The organism is Streptomyces sp. NPDC049040 (assembly GCF_043197715.1).
GTDB lineage: Bacteria > Actinomycetota > Actinomycetes > Streptomycetales > Streptomycetaceae > Actinacidiphila.
In genome coordinates this window covers 1-14,501 of sequence record NZ_JBICTO010000003.1, presented here as the reverse complement: position 1 = coordinate 14,501, position 14,501 = coordinate 1, and the positions used below count along the sequence as shown (strand labels likewise).

The window sequence follows — 14,501 nt, the reverse complement described above, 5'->3', positions numbered from 1 at the left end:
TATCCACAGGGCTGGGAACGGGTGTTCGCCGAACGGGCTAGAGTCGTCGCTGTCAGTAGTTGATCGATGCGGGGGAGTGACGACAGTGGTGACGACGAGGACAGCCGAGACGGGCGTGGCCGCCGGTGCGGGCGGGGCGGCCGGGGGTAGCGGTGCGAGCGTGGCGAGGAGGGCGACCGGGCGGGCCGGGGCCGTATCGCCCGGACGGTCGCGCACCCTACGGGTCCGGGGCACGGATCAGGGCACACCGCGCACGCTCACCCTCAACCGCGCCCGCGAGGAATTGGGCCTGGACCACGCGGACTTCGAGCTGGCCCTGGCACTCGGCGAGATCACCACGGTCGGCGGCGACGCGGGCCGGCCGCGGGTGCCCGAGCGGGAGATCGCCAGGGTACGGGAGGCCGGGGGCGGCACCGGGGCCCTGCTGGCGAGGCTCAAGCTGGTCAACACCACCGAGGGCGCGGAGCTGCTGGGGATCAGCCGTGCCCGGCTGCTCCGGCTGACCAGGGCCGGACACATCCGCCCGGTGCGCTGGTATGTGAACCGCTACCGCGCCCTGGTGTGGCTCTATCTCGCCGACGAGCTGCGGGAGTTCGCGGCGGCAAGCCCTGCGCTGCTGGCCGGCCGGCTGCCCGCGGCGGTGCGCGAGGCGGCCGAGGACGGGGAGGACCAGCGGCCCCGCGGCTGGCGGTCGCGCCGGGTCGCCCAGCTGGTCAGGGACGCGCCGGGGCCCTGGGAGGAGGCCGCCGTGTGGGCCGCGCTGCTCGGCCGGGGGATCACCGACTCCGCGCTGCCCGATCCGTCCGAGCGCGCGCGGCTGCGCGCGATCCACGCGGCGCTGCCGCCCGGCCGGCCCGGTCCGCTGGCCGACGCCGCGCTGATCGCGCGGCTCACCACCGCGGACGACCCCGACGAGATCGCGCTCGGCCTCGTCGCCCTGGCCGACGCCCTGGGCCGGGCGCGGGACCGCGACCCGGCGCCGAGGCGCAGCCTGCGCAGACTCCTGCGGGCCCGCAGGCAGGTCACCGACGGGTGACCGCCGCGCGACGGCCGGGGCGCGGGGCGCCGCACGGCCACCGGGCAGGCGCCCTCACAGCTCGCCGACACCGGTGAGCCTGATCACCGCCCTGCCCTCCTCGTCGGAGGCCGCCAGGTCCACCTCGGCCGAAATGCCCCAGCCGTGTTCGCCGTTGGGATCGGCGAAGGTCTGGCGCACCCGCCACAGCCCGTGCTCCGGCTGCTCCTCGATCATCAGCAGCTTCGGCCCGCGGGCGTCGGGGCCGGTGCCCAGGTCGTCGTACTCGTCCCAGTAGGCGTCCATCGCGTCCGCCCAGGTGTCGGCGTCCCAGCCGGACTCCGCGTCCAGCTCGCCGAGCTGGTGGTATTTCTCCAGCGCCGCCAGCTCCACCCGGCGGAAGAGCGCGTTGCGGACCAGCACCCGGAAGGCGCGGGAGTTCGCGGTGACCGGCTTGACCTGGTCGGCGCGCTCCGCGGCCTCCTCAGCGGTCTCCTCCTCGGGGTTGGCCAGCTGCTCCCACTCGTCGAGCAGGCTGGAGTCGACCTGCCGGACCAGCTCACCGAGCCAGGCGGTCAGATCCTGGAAGTCCTCGGACTTGAGGTCGTCGGGCACGGTGTGCTCCAGCGCCTTGTAGGCGCCGGCCAGATAGCGCAGCACGATGCCCTCGGTCCTGGCCAGCTCGTAGTACGAGGTGAATTCGGAGAACGTCATGGCGCGCTCGTACATGTCGCGCACCACGGACTTGGGGGACAGCGGATGATCACCGACCCACGGGTGGCTCTTGCGGTACACGCCGTAGGCGTGCAGCAGGATCTCCTCCATCGGCTTGGGGTAGGACACGTCCTGGAGGCGCTCCATGCGCTCCTCGTACTCGACGCCGTCGGCCTTCATCGCGGCCACCGCGTCGCCCCTGGCCTTGTTCTGCTGGGCCGCCAGGATCTGCCGCGGGTCGTCCAGCGTCGACTCCACGACCGACACCATGTCCAGGGCGTAGGAGGGGGAGTCCGGGTCGAGCAGTTCGAAGGAGGCCAGCGCGAAGGTCGACAGCGGCTGGTTCAGCGCGAAGTCCTGCTGGAGGTCGACGGTCAGCCGGACGATCCTGCCCTCCGCGTCGGGCTCGTCGAGCCGTTCCACCACGCCGCCGGCCAGCAGCGAGCGGTAGATGGCGATGGCCCTGCGGATGTGCCGCAGCTGCGCCCTGCGGTCCTCGTGGTTGTCCTCGAGCAGCCTGCGCATCGCGTCGAAGGCGTTGCCGGGTCGGGCGATCACCGACAGCAGCATGGCGTGGGTGACCCGGAAGCGGGAGGTCAGCGGTTCCGGGTCGGAGCCGATGAGCTTCTCGAAGGTGGCCTGCGACCAGCCGACGAAGCCCTCGGGAGCCTTCTTCCGCACCACCTTGCGGCGCTTCTTCGGGTCGTCGCCGGCCTTCGCCAGCGCCTTCTCGTTCTCGATGACGTATTCGGGCGCCTGCGCCTCCACGAAACCCGCGGTGTCGAAGCCTGCCCGGCCCGCACGCCCGGCGATCTGGTGGAATTCCCTGGCCCGCAGCACCCGCACCCGCTGGCCGTCGTATTTGGTGAGCGCGGTGAAGAGCACCGTGCGGATCGGCACATTGACCCCGACGCCCAGGGTGTCCGTACCGCAGATCACCTTGAGCAGGCCGGCCTGGGCCAGTTTCTCCACGAGCCTGCGGTATTTCGGCAGCATCCCCGCGTGGTGCACACCGATGCCGTGCCGGACGTAGCGCGACAGGTTGCGGCCGAAGGCGGTGGTGAAGCGGAAGTTGCCGATCAGGTCGGCGATCGCGTCCTTCTCCGCCCGGGTGCACATGTTGATGCTCATCAGCGCCTGCGCCCGCTCCACGGCGGCGGCCTGGGTGAAGTGCACGATGTAGACCGGCGACTGACGGGTCTCCAGCAGTTCGGTCAGCGTCTCGGTCATCGGGGTGCTGCGGTATTCGTAGCTCAGCGGCACCGGGCGGGTCGCCGAGCGCACCACCGCGGTCGGCCGCCCGGTGCGCCGGGTCAGGTCCTCCTCGAAGCGCGACACGTCACCGAGCGTCGCCGACATCAGCAGGAACTGCGCCTGCGGCAGTTCCAGCAGCGGGATCTGCCAGGCCCAGCCGCGGTCCGGCTCCGCGTAGAAGTGGAATTCGTCCATGACCACCTGGCCGACGTCCGCGGCCCTGCCGTCGCGCAGGGCGATGGAGGCCAGCACCTCCGCCGTGCAGCAGATCACCGGTGCGTCGGGATTGACCGAGGCGTCGCCGGTCAGCATGCCGACGTTCTCGGTGCCGAAGAGCTTGCAGAGGTCGAAGAACTTCTCCGAGACCAGGGCCTTGATCGGCGCGCTGTAGAAAGTGACCTCGTCGCGGGCCAGCGCCGCGAAGTGCGCACCCGCCGCGACCAGGCTCTTTCCGGATCCCGTCGGGGTCGAGAGGATCACGTTCGCACCCGAGACCACTTCGATCAGCGCCTCCTCCTGGGCCGGGTAGAGCGAGATGCCCTGCCCCTGCGACCACGTCGAGAACGCTTCGAAGAGGGCATCGGGATCGGGATCGGACGGCAGCTGATCGATAAGGGTCACCCCACCATCTTGCCTGTCCCAGCCGTCACAGGAGGAACCGGAGGCGGCAGCCGTGATCATCGGCGATAGGGTGTGCCGTCGACCAAGCGTCAACTCCGCCTGCGGGCGGCACAAAAGGGGGGCGGACCAGCACCATGATGGGACCTGCGCACTCACTGTCCGGAGCGGCGGCCTGGTTGGGCGTCGGAGCGATCTCGGCGGGTCTCGACCACCCCATGCCCTGGCCGACCCTGCTGGTGGGCGCGCTCATCTGCGCCGGCGCGGCGCTCGCCCCCGACCTGGACCACCACGCCGCGACGATCTCCCGCGCCTTCGGACCGCTGTCCAAGGCCATGTGCAAGATCGTGGACCGGCTGGCGCACTCCGTGTACAAGGCGACCCGCAAGCAGGGCGACCCGCGGCGGGCCGGCGGGCACCGCACCCTCACCCACACCTGGCTGTGGGCCGTGGTGGTCGGCGCCGGCTTCACGGGAGCCGCGCTGCTCGGTGGCCGCTGGGCGGTGCTGGTCATCCTCTTCATCCACATGGTGCTCGCGGTGGAAGGCCTGCTGTGGCGGCAGGCCAGGATGTCGAGCGACGTGCTGGTCTGGCTGCTCGGGGCGACGAGCGCCTGGATGCTCGCCGACGTGCTGGACGACCCGGGCAACGGCAAGGACTGGCTGTTCACCCAGCCCGGCCAGCACTACCTGTGGATCGGCCTGCCGATCGTGCTGGGCTCCCTGGTGCACTGCATCGGCGACGCGCTGACCGTCTCCGGCTGCCCGGTCCTGTGGCCGATCCCGATCGGCCGCCGCCGCTGGTATCCGGTCGGGCCGCCGAAGGCCATGCGCTTCCGGGCCGGCAGCTGGGTGGAGATCAAGGTCCTCACGCCGGTCTTCTTCATCCTCGGCGGCGGCTGCGCGCTGGGAGCTCTCGGCGTCTTCGGCTGACCTCCCGCCCGGACGCGGTGCTTTGCGGGGCGGGAGGCCGGGAGCCGGTCAGCCGTGCCAGGACCGCCACAGCGCCGCGTAGGCGCCGTCCGCGGCGACCAGCTGGTGGTGGCTGCCCAGCTCGCTGATCATGCCGTCCTCGACCACGGCGATCACGTCGGCGTCGTGCGCGGTGTGCAGCCGGTGCGCGATGGCGACCACGGTTCGGCCGTCCAGGACCCGCGCCAGCGAGCGTTCCAGGTGGCGGGCGGCCCGCGGGTCGAGCAGCGAGGTGGCCTCGTCGAGCACGAGCGTGTGCGGGTCGGCGAGCACCAGCCGGGCCAGGGCCAGCTGCTGGGCCTGCGCGGGGGTCAGGACAGCGCCGCCCGAGCCCACCTCGGTGTCCATGCCGTCCGCCAGTGCCCGCCCCCACTGCTCGGCGTCCACCGCGCGCAGCGCCTCCCACAGCTCGTCGTCCCCCGCGGCGGCCCGCGCCAGCCTGAGGTTGTCGCGGAGCGTGCCGACGAAGACGTGGTGCTCCTGGTTGACCAGGGCCACATGCTCGCGGACCCGCTCGGCGGGCATGCCGGCGAGCTCCGCGCCGCCGAGGGTGACCTCGCCGGTCCGCGGCGCGTAGATCCCGGCCAGCAGCCGGCCGAGGGTGGACTTGCCCGCGCCGGACGGTCCGACCAGGGCCACCCGGGTGCCGGGCGGCACGCTGAGACTGATGCCGTGCAGCACGTCGGCGCCCTTGCGGTAGCCGAAGCGCACCCGGTCGGCGTTGACCTCCCGGCCCTGCGGGGAGATTCGCTCGTCCCCCGGCGACTCCTCGACCTCGCGCACCCCGACGAGCCGGGCCAGCGAGACCTGGGCGACCTGCAGCTCGTCGTACCAGCGCAGGATGAGGTTGACCGGGTCCACCAGCATCTGGGCGTAGAGCGCGCCGGTGGTCAGCTCGCCCGCCGTCACCCACCCGTGCAGCGCGAAGACGCCGCCGATCATCAGCACCGAGGTCAGGATCAGCACATGGGTGGCGTTGATCACCGGGAAGAGGACGGTGCGCAGCCACATCGTGTAGCGCTCCCACGCCACCCACTGGCCGATCCGCTGCCGCGACAGCTCCTCCCTGCGGCCGCCCAGGCCGTGCGCCTCGATGGTGCGGCCGGCGTCGACGGACTCGGCGAGCACCGCGGCGACGGCGGCGTATCCGGCGGCTTCGGAGCGGTAGGCCTGCGGGGCGCGGCGGAAATACCAGCGGACCCCGACAAGCAGCAGCGGCACCGCGATCAGCACCGACAGCGCGAGCGGCGGCGAGGTCACGGTCAGCGCGCCCAGCAGCAGCCCCGCCCAGACGACGGCGATGGCCAGCTCGGGCACCGCCTCGCGCATCGCGTTGGCCAGCCGGTCGATGTCGGTGGTGATCCGGGACAGCAGGTCACCCGTCCCGGCCCGCTCCAGGACGCCGGGCGGCAGCGACACCGATCTGACCAGGAAGTCCTCCCGCAGGTCGGCCAGCATCAGCTCGCCCAGCACCGCCCCGCGCAGCCGCACCAGCCGGACGAAGTACGCCTGCACCGCGAGCGCGACCAGGAAGAAGGCCACCACCCGGCCCAGATGGACGTCGCGCCTGCCGTCCGACAGGTCCTGCACCAGCCCGCCGAGCAGGTAGGGGCCGACCATCGAGGCCAGCACGGCCACCGTGTTCACGCCCACCAGCAGCGCGAAGGCGCCGCGATGCCGCCGGGACAGCTCGCGGACGTAGGCCCGGACCGTCGCGGGGGAGCCCACCGGCAGGGTGCTGCTCTGCTGCGGCGCGGCCGGGTCGTGGTCCGGCGGTCGCACGCCGATCATGCGGATCCCTCCATCGTGGCAGTGGTGCGCGGGGCGCCGACGGCGGTCGCGAGCGCGCCCGCCTCGGGGTCGGCTTCCCGGGTGACGACGGCGCGGTAGCGCGGGTCGGCCCGCAGCAGTTCGTGGTGCGAGCCGGTGGCGACGGCGGTGCCTTCGTCGACGAAGACCACCCGGTCGGCCCGGTCGAGCACCAGCGGGCTGGAGGTGAGGACGACGGTCGTACGGCCGTCCCTGACCGTGCCGAGGGCGCGGGCGATCCTGGCCTCGGTGTGGGCGTCGACGGCCGACGTCGGCTCGTCGAGCACCAGCACCTCGGGGTCGGCGACCAGCGAGCGGGCCAGCGCGAGCCGCTGCCGCTGGCCGCCGGACAGCGAGCGGCCCCGCTCGGTGATCCTGGCCGTCATCGGATCACCGGGGCCCGCTCCGCTGCCGGGGTCGATCAGCGACTGGGCCAGCGAGTCCAGCACGTCGCCGCACTGGGCGGCGGCCAGTGCCGCCTCCGGCGTGACGCGGCCCGACGACGGCACCGCGAGCAGTTCGGCCAGCGTGCCGGACAGCAGCACCGGGTCCTTGTCCTGGACCAGCACGGCGGTCCTGACCGCCGCCAGCGGCAGCCCGTCGAGCGGGCGGCCGCCGAGCGTCGCGGAAGGGTCGGCGTCGACCCTCGAAGGGCTGTGGCCGCCCAGCCGGTCCGCCAACCGCCCCGCGGCGTCCGGGTCGCCGCACACCACCGCGGTCAGCAGCCCCGGCGCGGCGCGCAGGCCGGTCAGCGGGTCGTACAGCTCGCCGCCCGGCGCAGGCAGCGCCGCCGCGAAGGCGGCCCCGGCGTCCGCCACCGAGTCCGCCCTGCCGTCCGCTGCCGGTACAGCTCCGCCGTCCGCTGCCGGTACAGCTCCGCCGTCCGCCGCCGAAGGCGCCCTCTCGTCCGCCGCGGGCGCAACCCCGTCGTCCGCCGCCGAGGCCGCGTCCCGGGGTTCGGCGTGCGGATCGATGTGCTCCCGCCGCAGTGCCAGCACCCTTGCCGCGCGCTTCGCCGACGGGCGGGAGAAGGACCAGGCCATGGCGATCTCCTCGAAATTCCGCAGCGGCATCATCAGGAAGGCCACCGAGCCGTACACCGTGACCAGTTCGCCCACCGAGATCCGCCCGTCCAGTGCGAGCCTGGCGCCGTACCAGGCGACCGCCACCAGCAGCAGGCCGGGCAGCAGCACCTGCACCGCGCTGATCAGCGCCCACATCCGGGCGCTGTGCACCGCGGCCGCCCGCACCTGCTGCGAGGCGCGGCGGTATCTGTCGAGGAAGAGTTCCTCGCCGCCGATGCCGCGCAGCACCCGCAGCCCGGCGACGGTGTCGGACGCCAGCTCCGTGGCCTTGCCCGCCTTCTCCCGCTGGAGATCGGCGCGCCGGGTCGCCGCGGGCAGCAGCGGCAGCACCGCGAGGGCGAGCACCGGCACGGACGCGGCCACGATCACGCCGAGCGCGGGCTGGTAGACCACGAGGGCCACGGCGACCCCGATGGTGGCGAGCAGCGCGGAGGTGAAGCGCGCGAGCGCCTCCACGAACCAGCCGATCTTCTCGACGTCGCCGGTGCTGACGGCCACCACCTCGCCGGCCGCCACCCGCCGGGTGAGCACGGCGCCCAGCTCGACGGTCTTGCCCGCGAGCAGTTGCTGGACCCTGGCGGCCGCACAGATCCAGTTGGTCACCGCCGTGCGGTGCAGCATCGTGTCGCCGAGGGCGGTGAGCACCCCGAGCAGCAGCATCAGCCCGCCGGCCAGGGCAAGGTGCCTGCCGGAACGGTCCACCACCGCCTGGACGGCCAGGCCGACGGCGGCGGGGAAGGACGCGACCGCGGCCATGTGCAGGGTGCCCCAGGCGGCGGCGAGCACCTGGCCGCGCCATTGCCGCACCTCCAGCCAGAGCAGGAGGCGGAAGCCCGACCGCGCGTCGGGGACACCGGGGTCGGACAGCGGGAGATCGCGTAGGGACGTCATGATGTCCTGGGGTCGAAGCGGTGGATCACAGGATTCGGCGGACCTGGCGGGCGGAAGGGGAGAAAGCGCGCGAAGTGCGGTCCTGAACCGTGCAACCTTGGCGAAAGGCCCCCTGCCGGGTCAACCGGATTTCCGCTGCCGTCCGACGCGATGGCAACAACTTGCAGCAAGGCGACGAAAGTTCTTTCCGTCCATGTCTTGACGTGTACGCATCGGCGGCGGGAAGCTCCTGGGCGGAGCCCCGAGGGACCGGGGCCCCGATGTTCCCCCCACCCGGCGGCCAGGCGCGTGGCTGCCTTCGCAGGGGCACAGCTGTGCCCGCTCACCGAAGGAGCCGCCCATGAGATCCCGTGTACTGAACGGTTCGCTGGCCGCCGTCGTCGCGGCCGCGGGACTGTTCGCCGCCTCACTCCAGCAGGCGCAGGCGACCCCGCCAGGCAGCAAGGACGTCACGGCGACGCTCTTCCAGTGGCGCTACGACTCGGTCGCCAAGGCGTGCACCGACCAGCTGGGACCTGCCGGCTACGGCTACGTCGAGGTCTCACCCGCCACCGAGAACATCCAGGGCGGCCAGTGGTGGACCTCCTACCAGCCGGTCAGCTACAAGTTGCAGAACCGCCTCGGCAACGAGGCGTCCTTCGCGAGCATGGTGGGCACCTGCCACGCCGCGGGTGTGAAGGTCGTCGCCGACGCGGTGATCAACCACATGTCGGCCGGCTCGGGCACCGGGACCGGCGGGACGAACTACAGCAAGTACAACTACCCCGGCTACTATCAGGACCAGGACTTCCACACCTGCCGGTCGAACATCTCGAACTACCAGGACCGCTCCAACGTCCAGAACTGCGAGCTCGTCGGCCTCGCCGACCTCGACACCGGCAGCGACTACGTGCGCGGCACCATCGCCGGCTATCTGAACCACCTGATCTCGCTCGGCGTCGACGGCTTCCGTGTCGACGCCGCCAAGCACATGGCGGAGTCCGACCTCGCGGCGATCAAGTCCAAGCTCAGCAACCCGAACATCTACTGGGCGCAGGAGGCGATCTACGGCGCGGGCGAGGCCGTACAACCCGGCGAGTACGTCAACACCGGTGACGTGGACGCCTTCCAGGGTGCCTTCGACCTCAAGCGGATCTTCAGCGGACAGCAGCTCGCGTCGCTGAAGACCTGGGGGGCCTCCTGGGGAGCCGGCTACGTGTCCGGCGACAAAGCCCGCACCTTCATCGACAACTGGGACACCGAGCGCAACGGTTCGACGCTCAGCTACAAGAACAACGCGACCTACACCCTGGCCAACGTCTACATGCTCGCCTGGCCCTACGGCTCGCCGAACGTCTTCTCCGGCTACGAGTTCTCCGACAACGACGCGGGGCCGCCGAACGGCGGAACGGTCAACGCCTGCTACAGCGACGGCTGGAAGTGCCAGCACGCGTGGCCGCAGATCTCCGGCATGGTCGGATTCCGCAACGCGGTGTCGGGCACGGCGGTGACCGACTGGTGGGACAACGGCAACAACGCGATCGCGTTCGGCCGCGGCGGCAAGGGCTTCGTCGCGATCAACCACGAGGGCGGCGCGCTCACCCAGACCTTCACCACCTCGCTGCCCGCCGGCACCTACTGCGACGTCCAGCACGCCGGCGCGACCTATGCGGTCGGCTCCGACGGCAGGTTCACCGCCACCATCGGCGCGAACGACGCGGTCGCGCTCTACGTCGGCGGCCCCTGCGGCGCGACCGGCGGCACGACGGCCGGTTCGACGACGGGCGGTTCGACGACGGCCGGTTCGACGACGGCCGGTTCGACGACGGGCGGTTCGACGACGGGCGGCACCACGGGCGGTACGACCAACCCCGCGGCGGGAGCGTCCTTCGCGGTGAACGCCACCACCGTCTTCGGCCAGAACATCTACGTCGTCGGCGACAACTCCACGCTGGGCAACTGGAACACCGGCAGCGCCCTGCCGCTGTCCTCGGCGAGCTACCCGGTGTGGAAACTGGACGTCACCATGCCCGCCGGCACGTCCTTCCAGTACAAGTACATCCGGAAGGACGGCAGCGGCAACGTGACCTGGGAGTCGGGTGCCAACCGGACGGCCACCGTCCCCTCCGGCGGCAAGGTCGTGCTGAACGACACCTGGCGCAACTGACGGCCCGTCGCGGCACGGGCACGGCCGATTCACCCCCGCGGGGCAGGACCCGGCACACTGTGGTCTTCCACTGATCTTGACCACAGAGGGGACCCCCACCCATGAAGGGCTTCCGCACCTTCCTGCTCCGCGGCAACGTCGTCGATCTCGCGGTCGGCATTGTCATCGGCGCGGCCTTCACCGCACTGGTCAACGGCTTCGTCAAGGCGTTCCTGACCCCGATCGTCGGCCTTGTCAGCGGTGCCACCGGCAACTTCAGCGCCAGGAGCTTCCACGCCTCGGGAGTCACCTTCCCGTACGGCACCTTCATCGACGCGACGATCAGCTTCGTGATCGTCGCGGCGGTGATCTACTTCCTGGTCATGCTGCCGATGAACCGGATGCAGGAGAGGTTCTTCCCCAAGGCCACGGGCGCGCCGATGCGCGAGTGCCCGGAGTGCCTGACGGCGATACCGGCGGCGGCCAAGCGGTGCAGCGCCTGTACCGCGGAGGTCCCGCCGACCGTGGTGGCCCAGGGCGGCCCTGCCGACCTCGGGAAGTAGCCGCCGCGCCGAGCGGCGGCAGGACCAGGGCCCCGGGGCATCGTGCCCCGGGGCCCTGGTCCGTTCCCTAACAGGGACGGGGACGGGCTGCGGCACCGCCTCAGCAGCGGTGCGGCTCGGCGGCCTCGTCCCGGTCGAGTACGGCCAGCAGTTCCGTCAGTGCCGCGCGCCTGTCGTCGTCGAGCGGTGCCAGGATCTCCGCGGCGGCCGTGCGCCTGGCGTGCCGCAGATCGGCCAGCGCCCGCCGGCCGCCGTCGCAGAGCTCGATCCTTATCACCCGGCGGCTGTGCGGGTCCGGCACCCGGCGCAGCAGCTGCAGCTCCTCCAGGGCGTCCACCAGCGTCGTCACCGCTCTCGGCACCACGTCGAGGCGCTGGGCGAGGTCGGCCATCCGCGGCGGCTCCTCGCAGTGCGCGAGGGCCCGCAGCAGCCGGGCCTGCGCGGGCGTGATGCCCAGCGGCTCCAGCAGCCGCCGCTGTGCGCGGTGCAGCCGCCGGCTCAGCCGCAACAGCTGGTCGGCGAGCCGTCCGGTGACCTCGTCCGCGGGGGCGGGCACGGGTGCGGCGGCCGGTGCGGCCTCCGTGGTGCGGGTGTCCATGGAATACAGCGTAGCAGGATGAAGTTCATTGTGAGCATAGGTAACAATGACTTACACTCTCCGTCGAGAGTCCTGTGCCGTACCGTGCCCCCACGTTCCGAGGAGTCCTTTGCGCCCCGACAACGATCTCGTATCCCGGTGGACCCCACCGAAGAAGAAGCCCGCCTCGCCCACCGACGTCCGCCGCATCGTGCGGCTTTTCCGCCCCTACCGCGCCCGGCTGGCCGTCGTCGGCGTCCTGGTCGCGCTGTCCTCGCTGGTCTCCGTCGCCTCGCCCTTCCTGCTGCGGGCGATCCTGGACACCGCGATCCCGCAGGGCCGCACCGGCCTGCTGAGCCTGCTCGCGCTCGGCATGATCGCCACCGCCGTCGCCACCGGAGTCTTCGGCGTCCTCCAGACCCTGATCTCCACCACCGTCGGCCAGCGCGTCATGCACGACCTGCGGACCTCGGTCTACGAGCGGCTCCAGCGCATGTCGCTGGCCTTCTTCACCCGCACCCGCACCGGCGAGGTGCAGTCCAGGATCGCCAACGACATCGGCGGCATGCAGGCCACCGTCACCTCCACCGCGACCTCGCTGGTCTCCAACGCCACCGCCGTGATCGCCTCGGTCGTGGCGATGGCCGCCCTGGACTGGCGGCTGACCATCGTCTCGCTGCTGCTGCTCCCGCTCTTCGTGTGGATCGCCCGCCGGGTCGGCCGCGAACGCAAGAAGATCGCCACCGAGCGGCAGAAGCAGATGGCCTCGATGTCCGCCATCGTCACCGAGTCGCTGTCGGTCAGCGGCATCCTGCTCGGCCGCACCATGGGCCGCGCCGACTCCCTCACCCGCGACTTCTCCACCGAGTCCGAGCGCCTGGTCGACCTCGAAGTGCGGTCCAACATGCAGGGCCGCTGGCGGATGGCCGTGATCGGCATCGTGATGTCCGCGATGCCCGCGCTGCTGTACTGGGCCGCCGGGCTGACCACAGGACACGGCGGTCCCGCCATCTCCATCGGCACCCTGGTCGCCTTCGTCTCGCTCCAGCAGGGCCTCTTCCGGCCCACGGTCTCGCTGCTGGCCACCGGCGTGCAGGTGCAGACCTCGCTCGCCCTCTTCCAGCGCATCTTCGAATACCTCGACCTGCCGCTCGACATCACCGAGCGGCCCGGCGCGCAGAACCTGGGGGCCGTTCGAGGCGACGTCGCCTTCGAGGGCGTGGACTTCGCCTACGACCCCGAGTCCGGCGATCCGACGCTGCGCGGCATCGACGTGGCCGTGCCCGCGGGCGGCAGCCTGGCCGTCGTCGGCGCGACCGGCTCCGGCAAGAGCACCCTGAGCTATCTGGTGCCGCGCCTGTACGACGTGACGGCCGGCCGGGTCACGATCGACGGTACCGACGTCCGCGACCTGACCTTCGACACGCTGGCCGCCGCGGTCGGCGTGGTCTCCCAGGAGACCTACCTCTTCCACGCCTCGGTCGCGGAGAACCTGCGCTTCGCCAAGCCGGACGCGACCGACGAGGAGATCCACGACGCGGCCCGTGCCGCCCAGATCCACGACCACATCGTCGGGCTGCCGGACGGCTACGACACGCTCGTCGGTGAGCGCGGCTACCGGTTCTCGGGCGGCGAGAAGCAGCGGCTGGCCATCGCCCGCACGATCCTGCGGAATCCGCCGGTGCTCATCCTCGACGAGGCCACCAGCGCGCTGGACACCAGGACGGAACAGGCCGTCCAGGACGCCATCGACACCCTGTCGGCCGGGCGCACGACCCTCACCATCGCCCACCGGCTGTCCACCATCCGCGACGCCGACCAGATCGTCGTCCTCGACGCCGGGCGCATCGTCGAACGCGGCACCCACGACGAACTCCTCGCGGCGGACGGCCGTTACGCGGCGCTCGTGCGGCGTGACACGCGGATGGCCGCCAGCACGTCCTGAACCGGGCGCCGTTCCTCGCGGACCGGACATTACCGAAGAGTAAGGTGTGGGTCCGGTGGGACGCGCCCGCCGGTCAGGAGGTACGTTCCGGTGTCCGCACGGTCCGCCCGACTTCTCGCCGGCCTGCTCGCCGGCGCCGCCGTCACCCACTTCGCGCGCCCGAAGCCCTACGACGCCCTGGTGCCGTCCGCGCTCCCCGGCAGCGCCCGCACCTGGACCCGGGCAAGCGGCGCGGTGGAAGCCGCGCTGGCCGCGGCCGTCGCCCTGCCCGCCACCCGCCGCACCGGCGCCCTGCTCACAGCGGGCTTCTTCGTCGCCGTCTTCCCGGCCAACGTCAAGATGGCCTACGACTGGCGCCACCGCCGCACCCCCTACAAGGCCGCCGCCTACGCCCGGCTGCCGGTCCAGTTGCCGCTGGTGCTGTGGGCGCTGGAGGTCAGCCGCTCCGCGGCGACGGACTCACCAGGATGACGTCGAGGGTGCGGGGGCCGTGGACGCCTTCGACGCGGTCGAGTTCGATGTCGCTGGTGGCGGAGGGTCCTGAGATCCAGGTGAGGGGTCGGGTGGGGTCGAGTCGGGGGAGTGCTTGGGGGAGTGAGTCGACGATCTGGTCGGGGGTGATGACGCAGATGTGGTGGTCGGGGATGAGGGTGATGCGGCGTCGTCCTTGGTCGGGTGAGGTGTCGAGGACGATGGTGCCGGTTTCTGCGATGGCCAGGGCGCAGGCGGTGATGACGGTGTCGACGCGGTCGAGTTGGTGGGGGGTGTGGTCGGGGTCGTCGGTGAGGTGTCGGATGGTGGGGTTGATGGTGCTGGTCCAGGGGGTGGGCAGGCCGGGTGGGGTGAGCAGGGTGCGGGTGCCGTGCTGGGTGAGCAGTCGGGCGATGGTGGTGGGGAGTTCGGTGGCTGTGGTGCGGTGGACGTTGGCGCGGTA

General features: G+C 71.9%; 11 protein-coding genes. 6 read left to right on the top strand and 5 right to left on the bottom strand.

Annotated features, from left to right (window positions below; genetic code table 11):
- The first annotated feature begins 88 nt into the window (after positions 1 to 88).
- Positions 89 to 1,036, top strand: coding sequence for a DUF6397 family protein (locus ACGFMP_RS09385; protein ID WP_393671403.1), 948 nt, complete (start codon positions 89 to 91; stop codon positions 1,034 to 1,036).
- Between the two features lie 54 nt (positions 1,037 to 1,090).
- On the opposite strand, the gene ACGFMP_RS09380 is transcribed toward ACGFMP_RS09385, so the two are convergent.
- Complete coding sequence (locus ACGFMP_RS09380; RefSeq protein ID WP_393671402.1) at positions 1,091 to 3,604, bottom strand: DEAD/DEAH box helicase; 2,514 nt, start codon at positions 3,602 to 3,604, stop codon at positions 1,091 to 1,093.
- A gap of 134 nt (positions 3,605 to 3,738) precedes the next feature.
- On the opposite strand from ACGFMP_RS09380, the gene ACGFMP_RS09375 reads away from it, so the two are divergent.
- Complete coding sequence (locus ACGFMP_RS09375; RefSeq protein ID WP_393671401.1) at positions 3,739 to 4,533, top strand: metal-dependent hydrolase; 795 nt, start codon at positions 3,739 to 3,741, stop codon at positions 4,531 to 4,533.
- Between the two features lie 48 nt (positions 4,534 to 4,581).
- On the opposite strand, the gene ACGFMP_RS09370 is transcribed toward ACGFMP_RS09375, so the two are convergent.
- Positions 4,582 to 6,363, bottom strand: a complete 1,782-nt coding sequence (locus ACGFMP_RS09370) for an ABC transporter ATP-binding protein (RefSeq protein ID WP_393671400.1) — start codon at positions 6,361 to 6,363, stop codon at positions 4,582 to 4,584.
- Positions 6,360 to 8,357, bottom strand: a complete 1,998-nt coding sequence (locus ACGFMP_RS09365) for an ABC transporter transmembrane domain-containing protein (RefSeq protein WP_393671399.1) — start codon at positions 8,355 to 8,357, stop codon at positions 6,360 to 6,362. The genes ACGFMP_RS09370 and ACGFMP_RS09365 overlap by 4 nt, the downstream gene beginning before the upstream one ends.
- A gap of 340 nt (positions 8,358 to 8,697) precedes the next feature.
- Here ACGFMP_RS09365 and ACGFMP_RS09360 point away from each other — a divergent pair, with 340 nt between their 5' ends.
- Together ACGFMP_RS09360 and mscL are read left to right on the top strand one after the other, a co-directional pair.
- The gene (locus tag ACGFMP_RS09360) at positions 8,698 to 10,503 is read left to right on the top strand and encodes a carbohydrate-binding module family 20 domain-containing protein (RefSeq protein ID WP_393671398.1); all 1,806 of its coding nucleotides are present in this window, start codon (positions 8,698 to 8,700) and stop codon (positions 10,501 to 10,503) included.
- Between the two features lie 101 nt (positions 10,504 to 10,604).
- On the top strand, positions 10,605 to 11,045 hold the full coding sequence (gene mscL, locus ACGFMP_RS09355) for a large conductance mechanosensitive channel protein MscL (RefSeq protein ID WP_393671397.1): 441 nt from the start codon (positions 10,605 to 10,607) through the stop codon (positions 11,043 to 11,045).
- A gap of 100 nt (positions 11,046 to 11,145) precedes the next feature.
- Here the strand turns inward: mscL and ACGFMP_RS09350 are convergent, their stop codons facing one another.
- Entirely contained in the window at positions 11,146 to 11,643 is a 498-nt protein-coding gene (locus ACGFMP_RS09350; RefSeq protein ID WP_393671396.1) for a MarR family winged helix-turn-helix transcriptional regulator, read from the bottom strand.
- Positions 11,644 to 11,752: 109 nt separating this feature from the next.
- Between ACGFMP_RS09350 and ACGFMP_RS09345 the strand changes: the two genes are divergently transcribed.
- Both ACGFMP_RS09345 and ACGFMP_RS09340 read left to right on the top strand, forming a co-directional pair.
- Positions 11,753 to 13,567, top strand: a complete 1,815-nt coding sequence (locus ACGFMP_RS09345) for an ABC transporter ATP-binding protein (protein WP_393671395.1) — start codon at positions 11,753 to 11,755, stop codon at positions 13,565 to 13,567.
- A 90-nt stretch (positions 13,568 to 13,657) separates the two neighbouring features.
- Positions 13,658 to 14,038: a hypothetical protein gene (locus ACGFMP_RS09340; protein WP_393671394.1), complete on the top strand. Its 381-nt coding sequence runs from the start codon at positions 13,658 to 13,660 to the stop codon at positions 14,036 to 14,038.
- Here ACGFMP_RS09340 and ACGFMP_RS09335 read toward each other — a convergent pair.
- Positions 14,004 to 14,501 (bottom strand): lactate utilization protein C (locus ACGFMP_RS09335; RefSeq protein WP_393671393.1); only part of this gene is annotated, 498 nt, incomplete at its 5' end. The two genes, ACGFMP_RS09340 and ACGFMP_RS09335, sit on opposite strands and share 35 nt — an antisense overlap.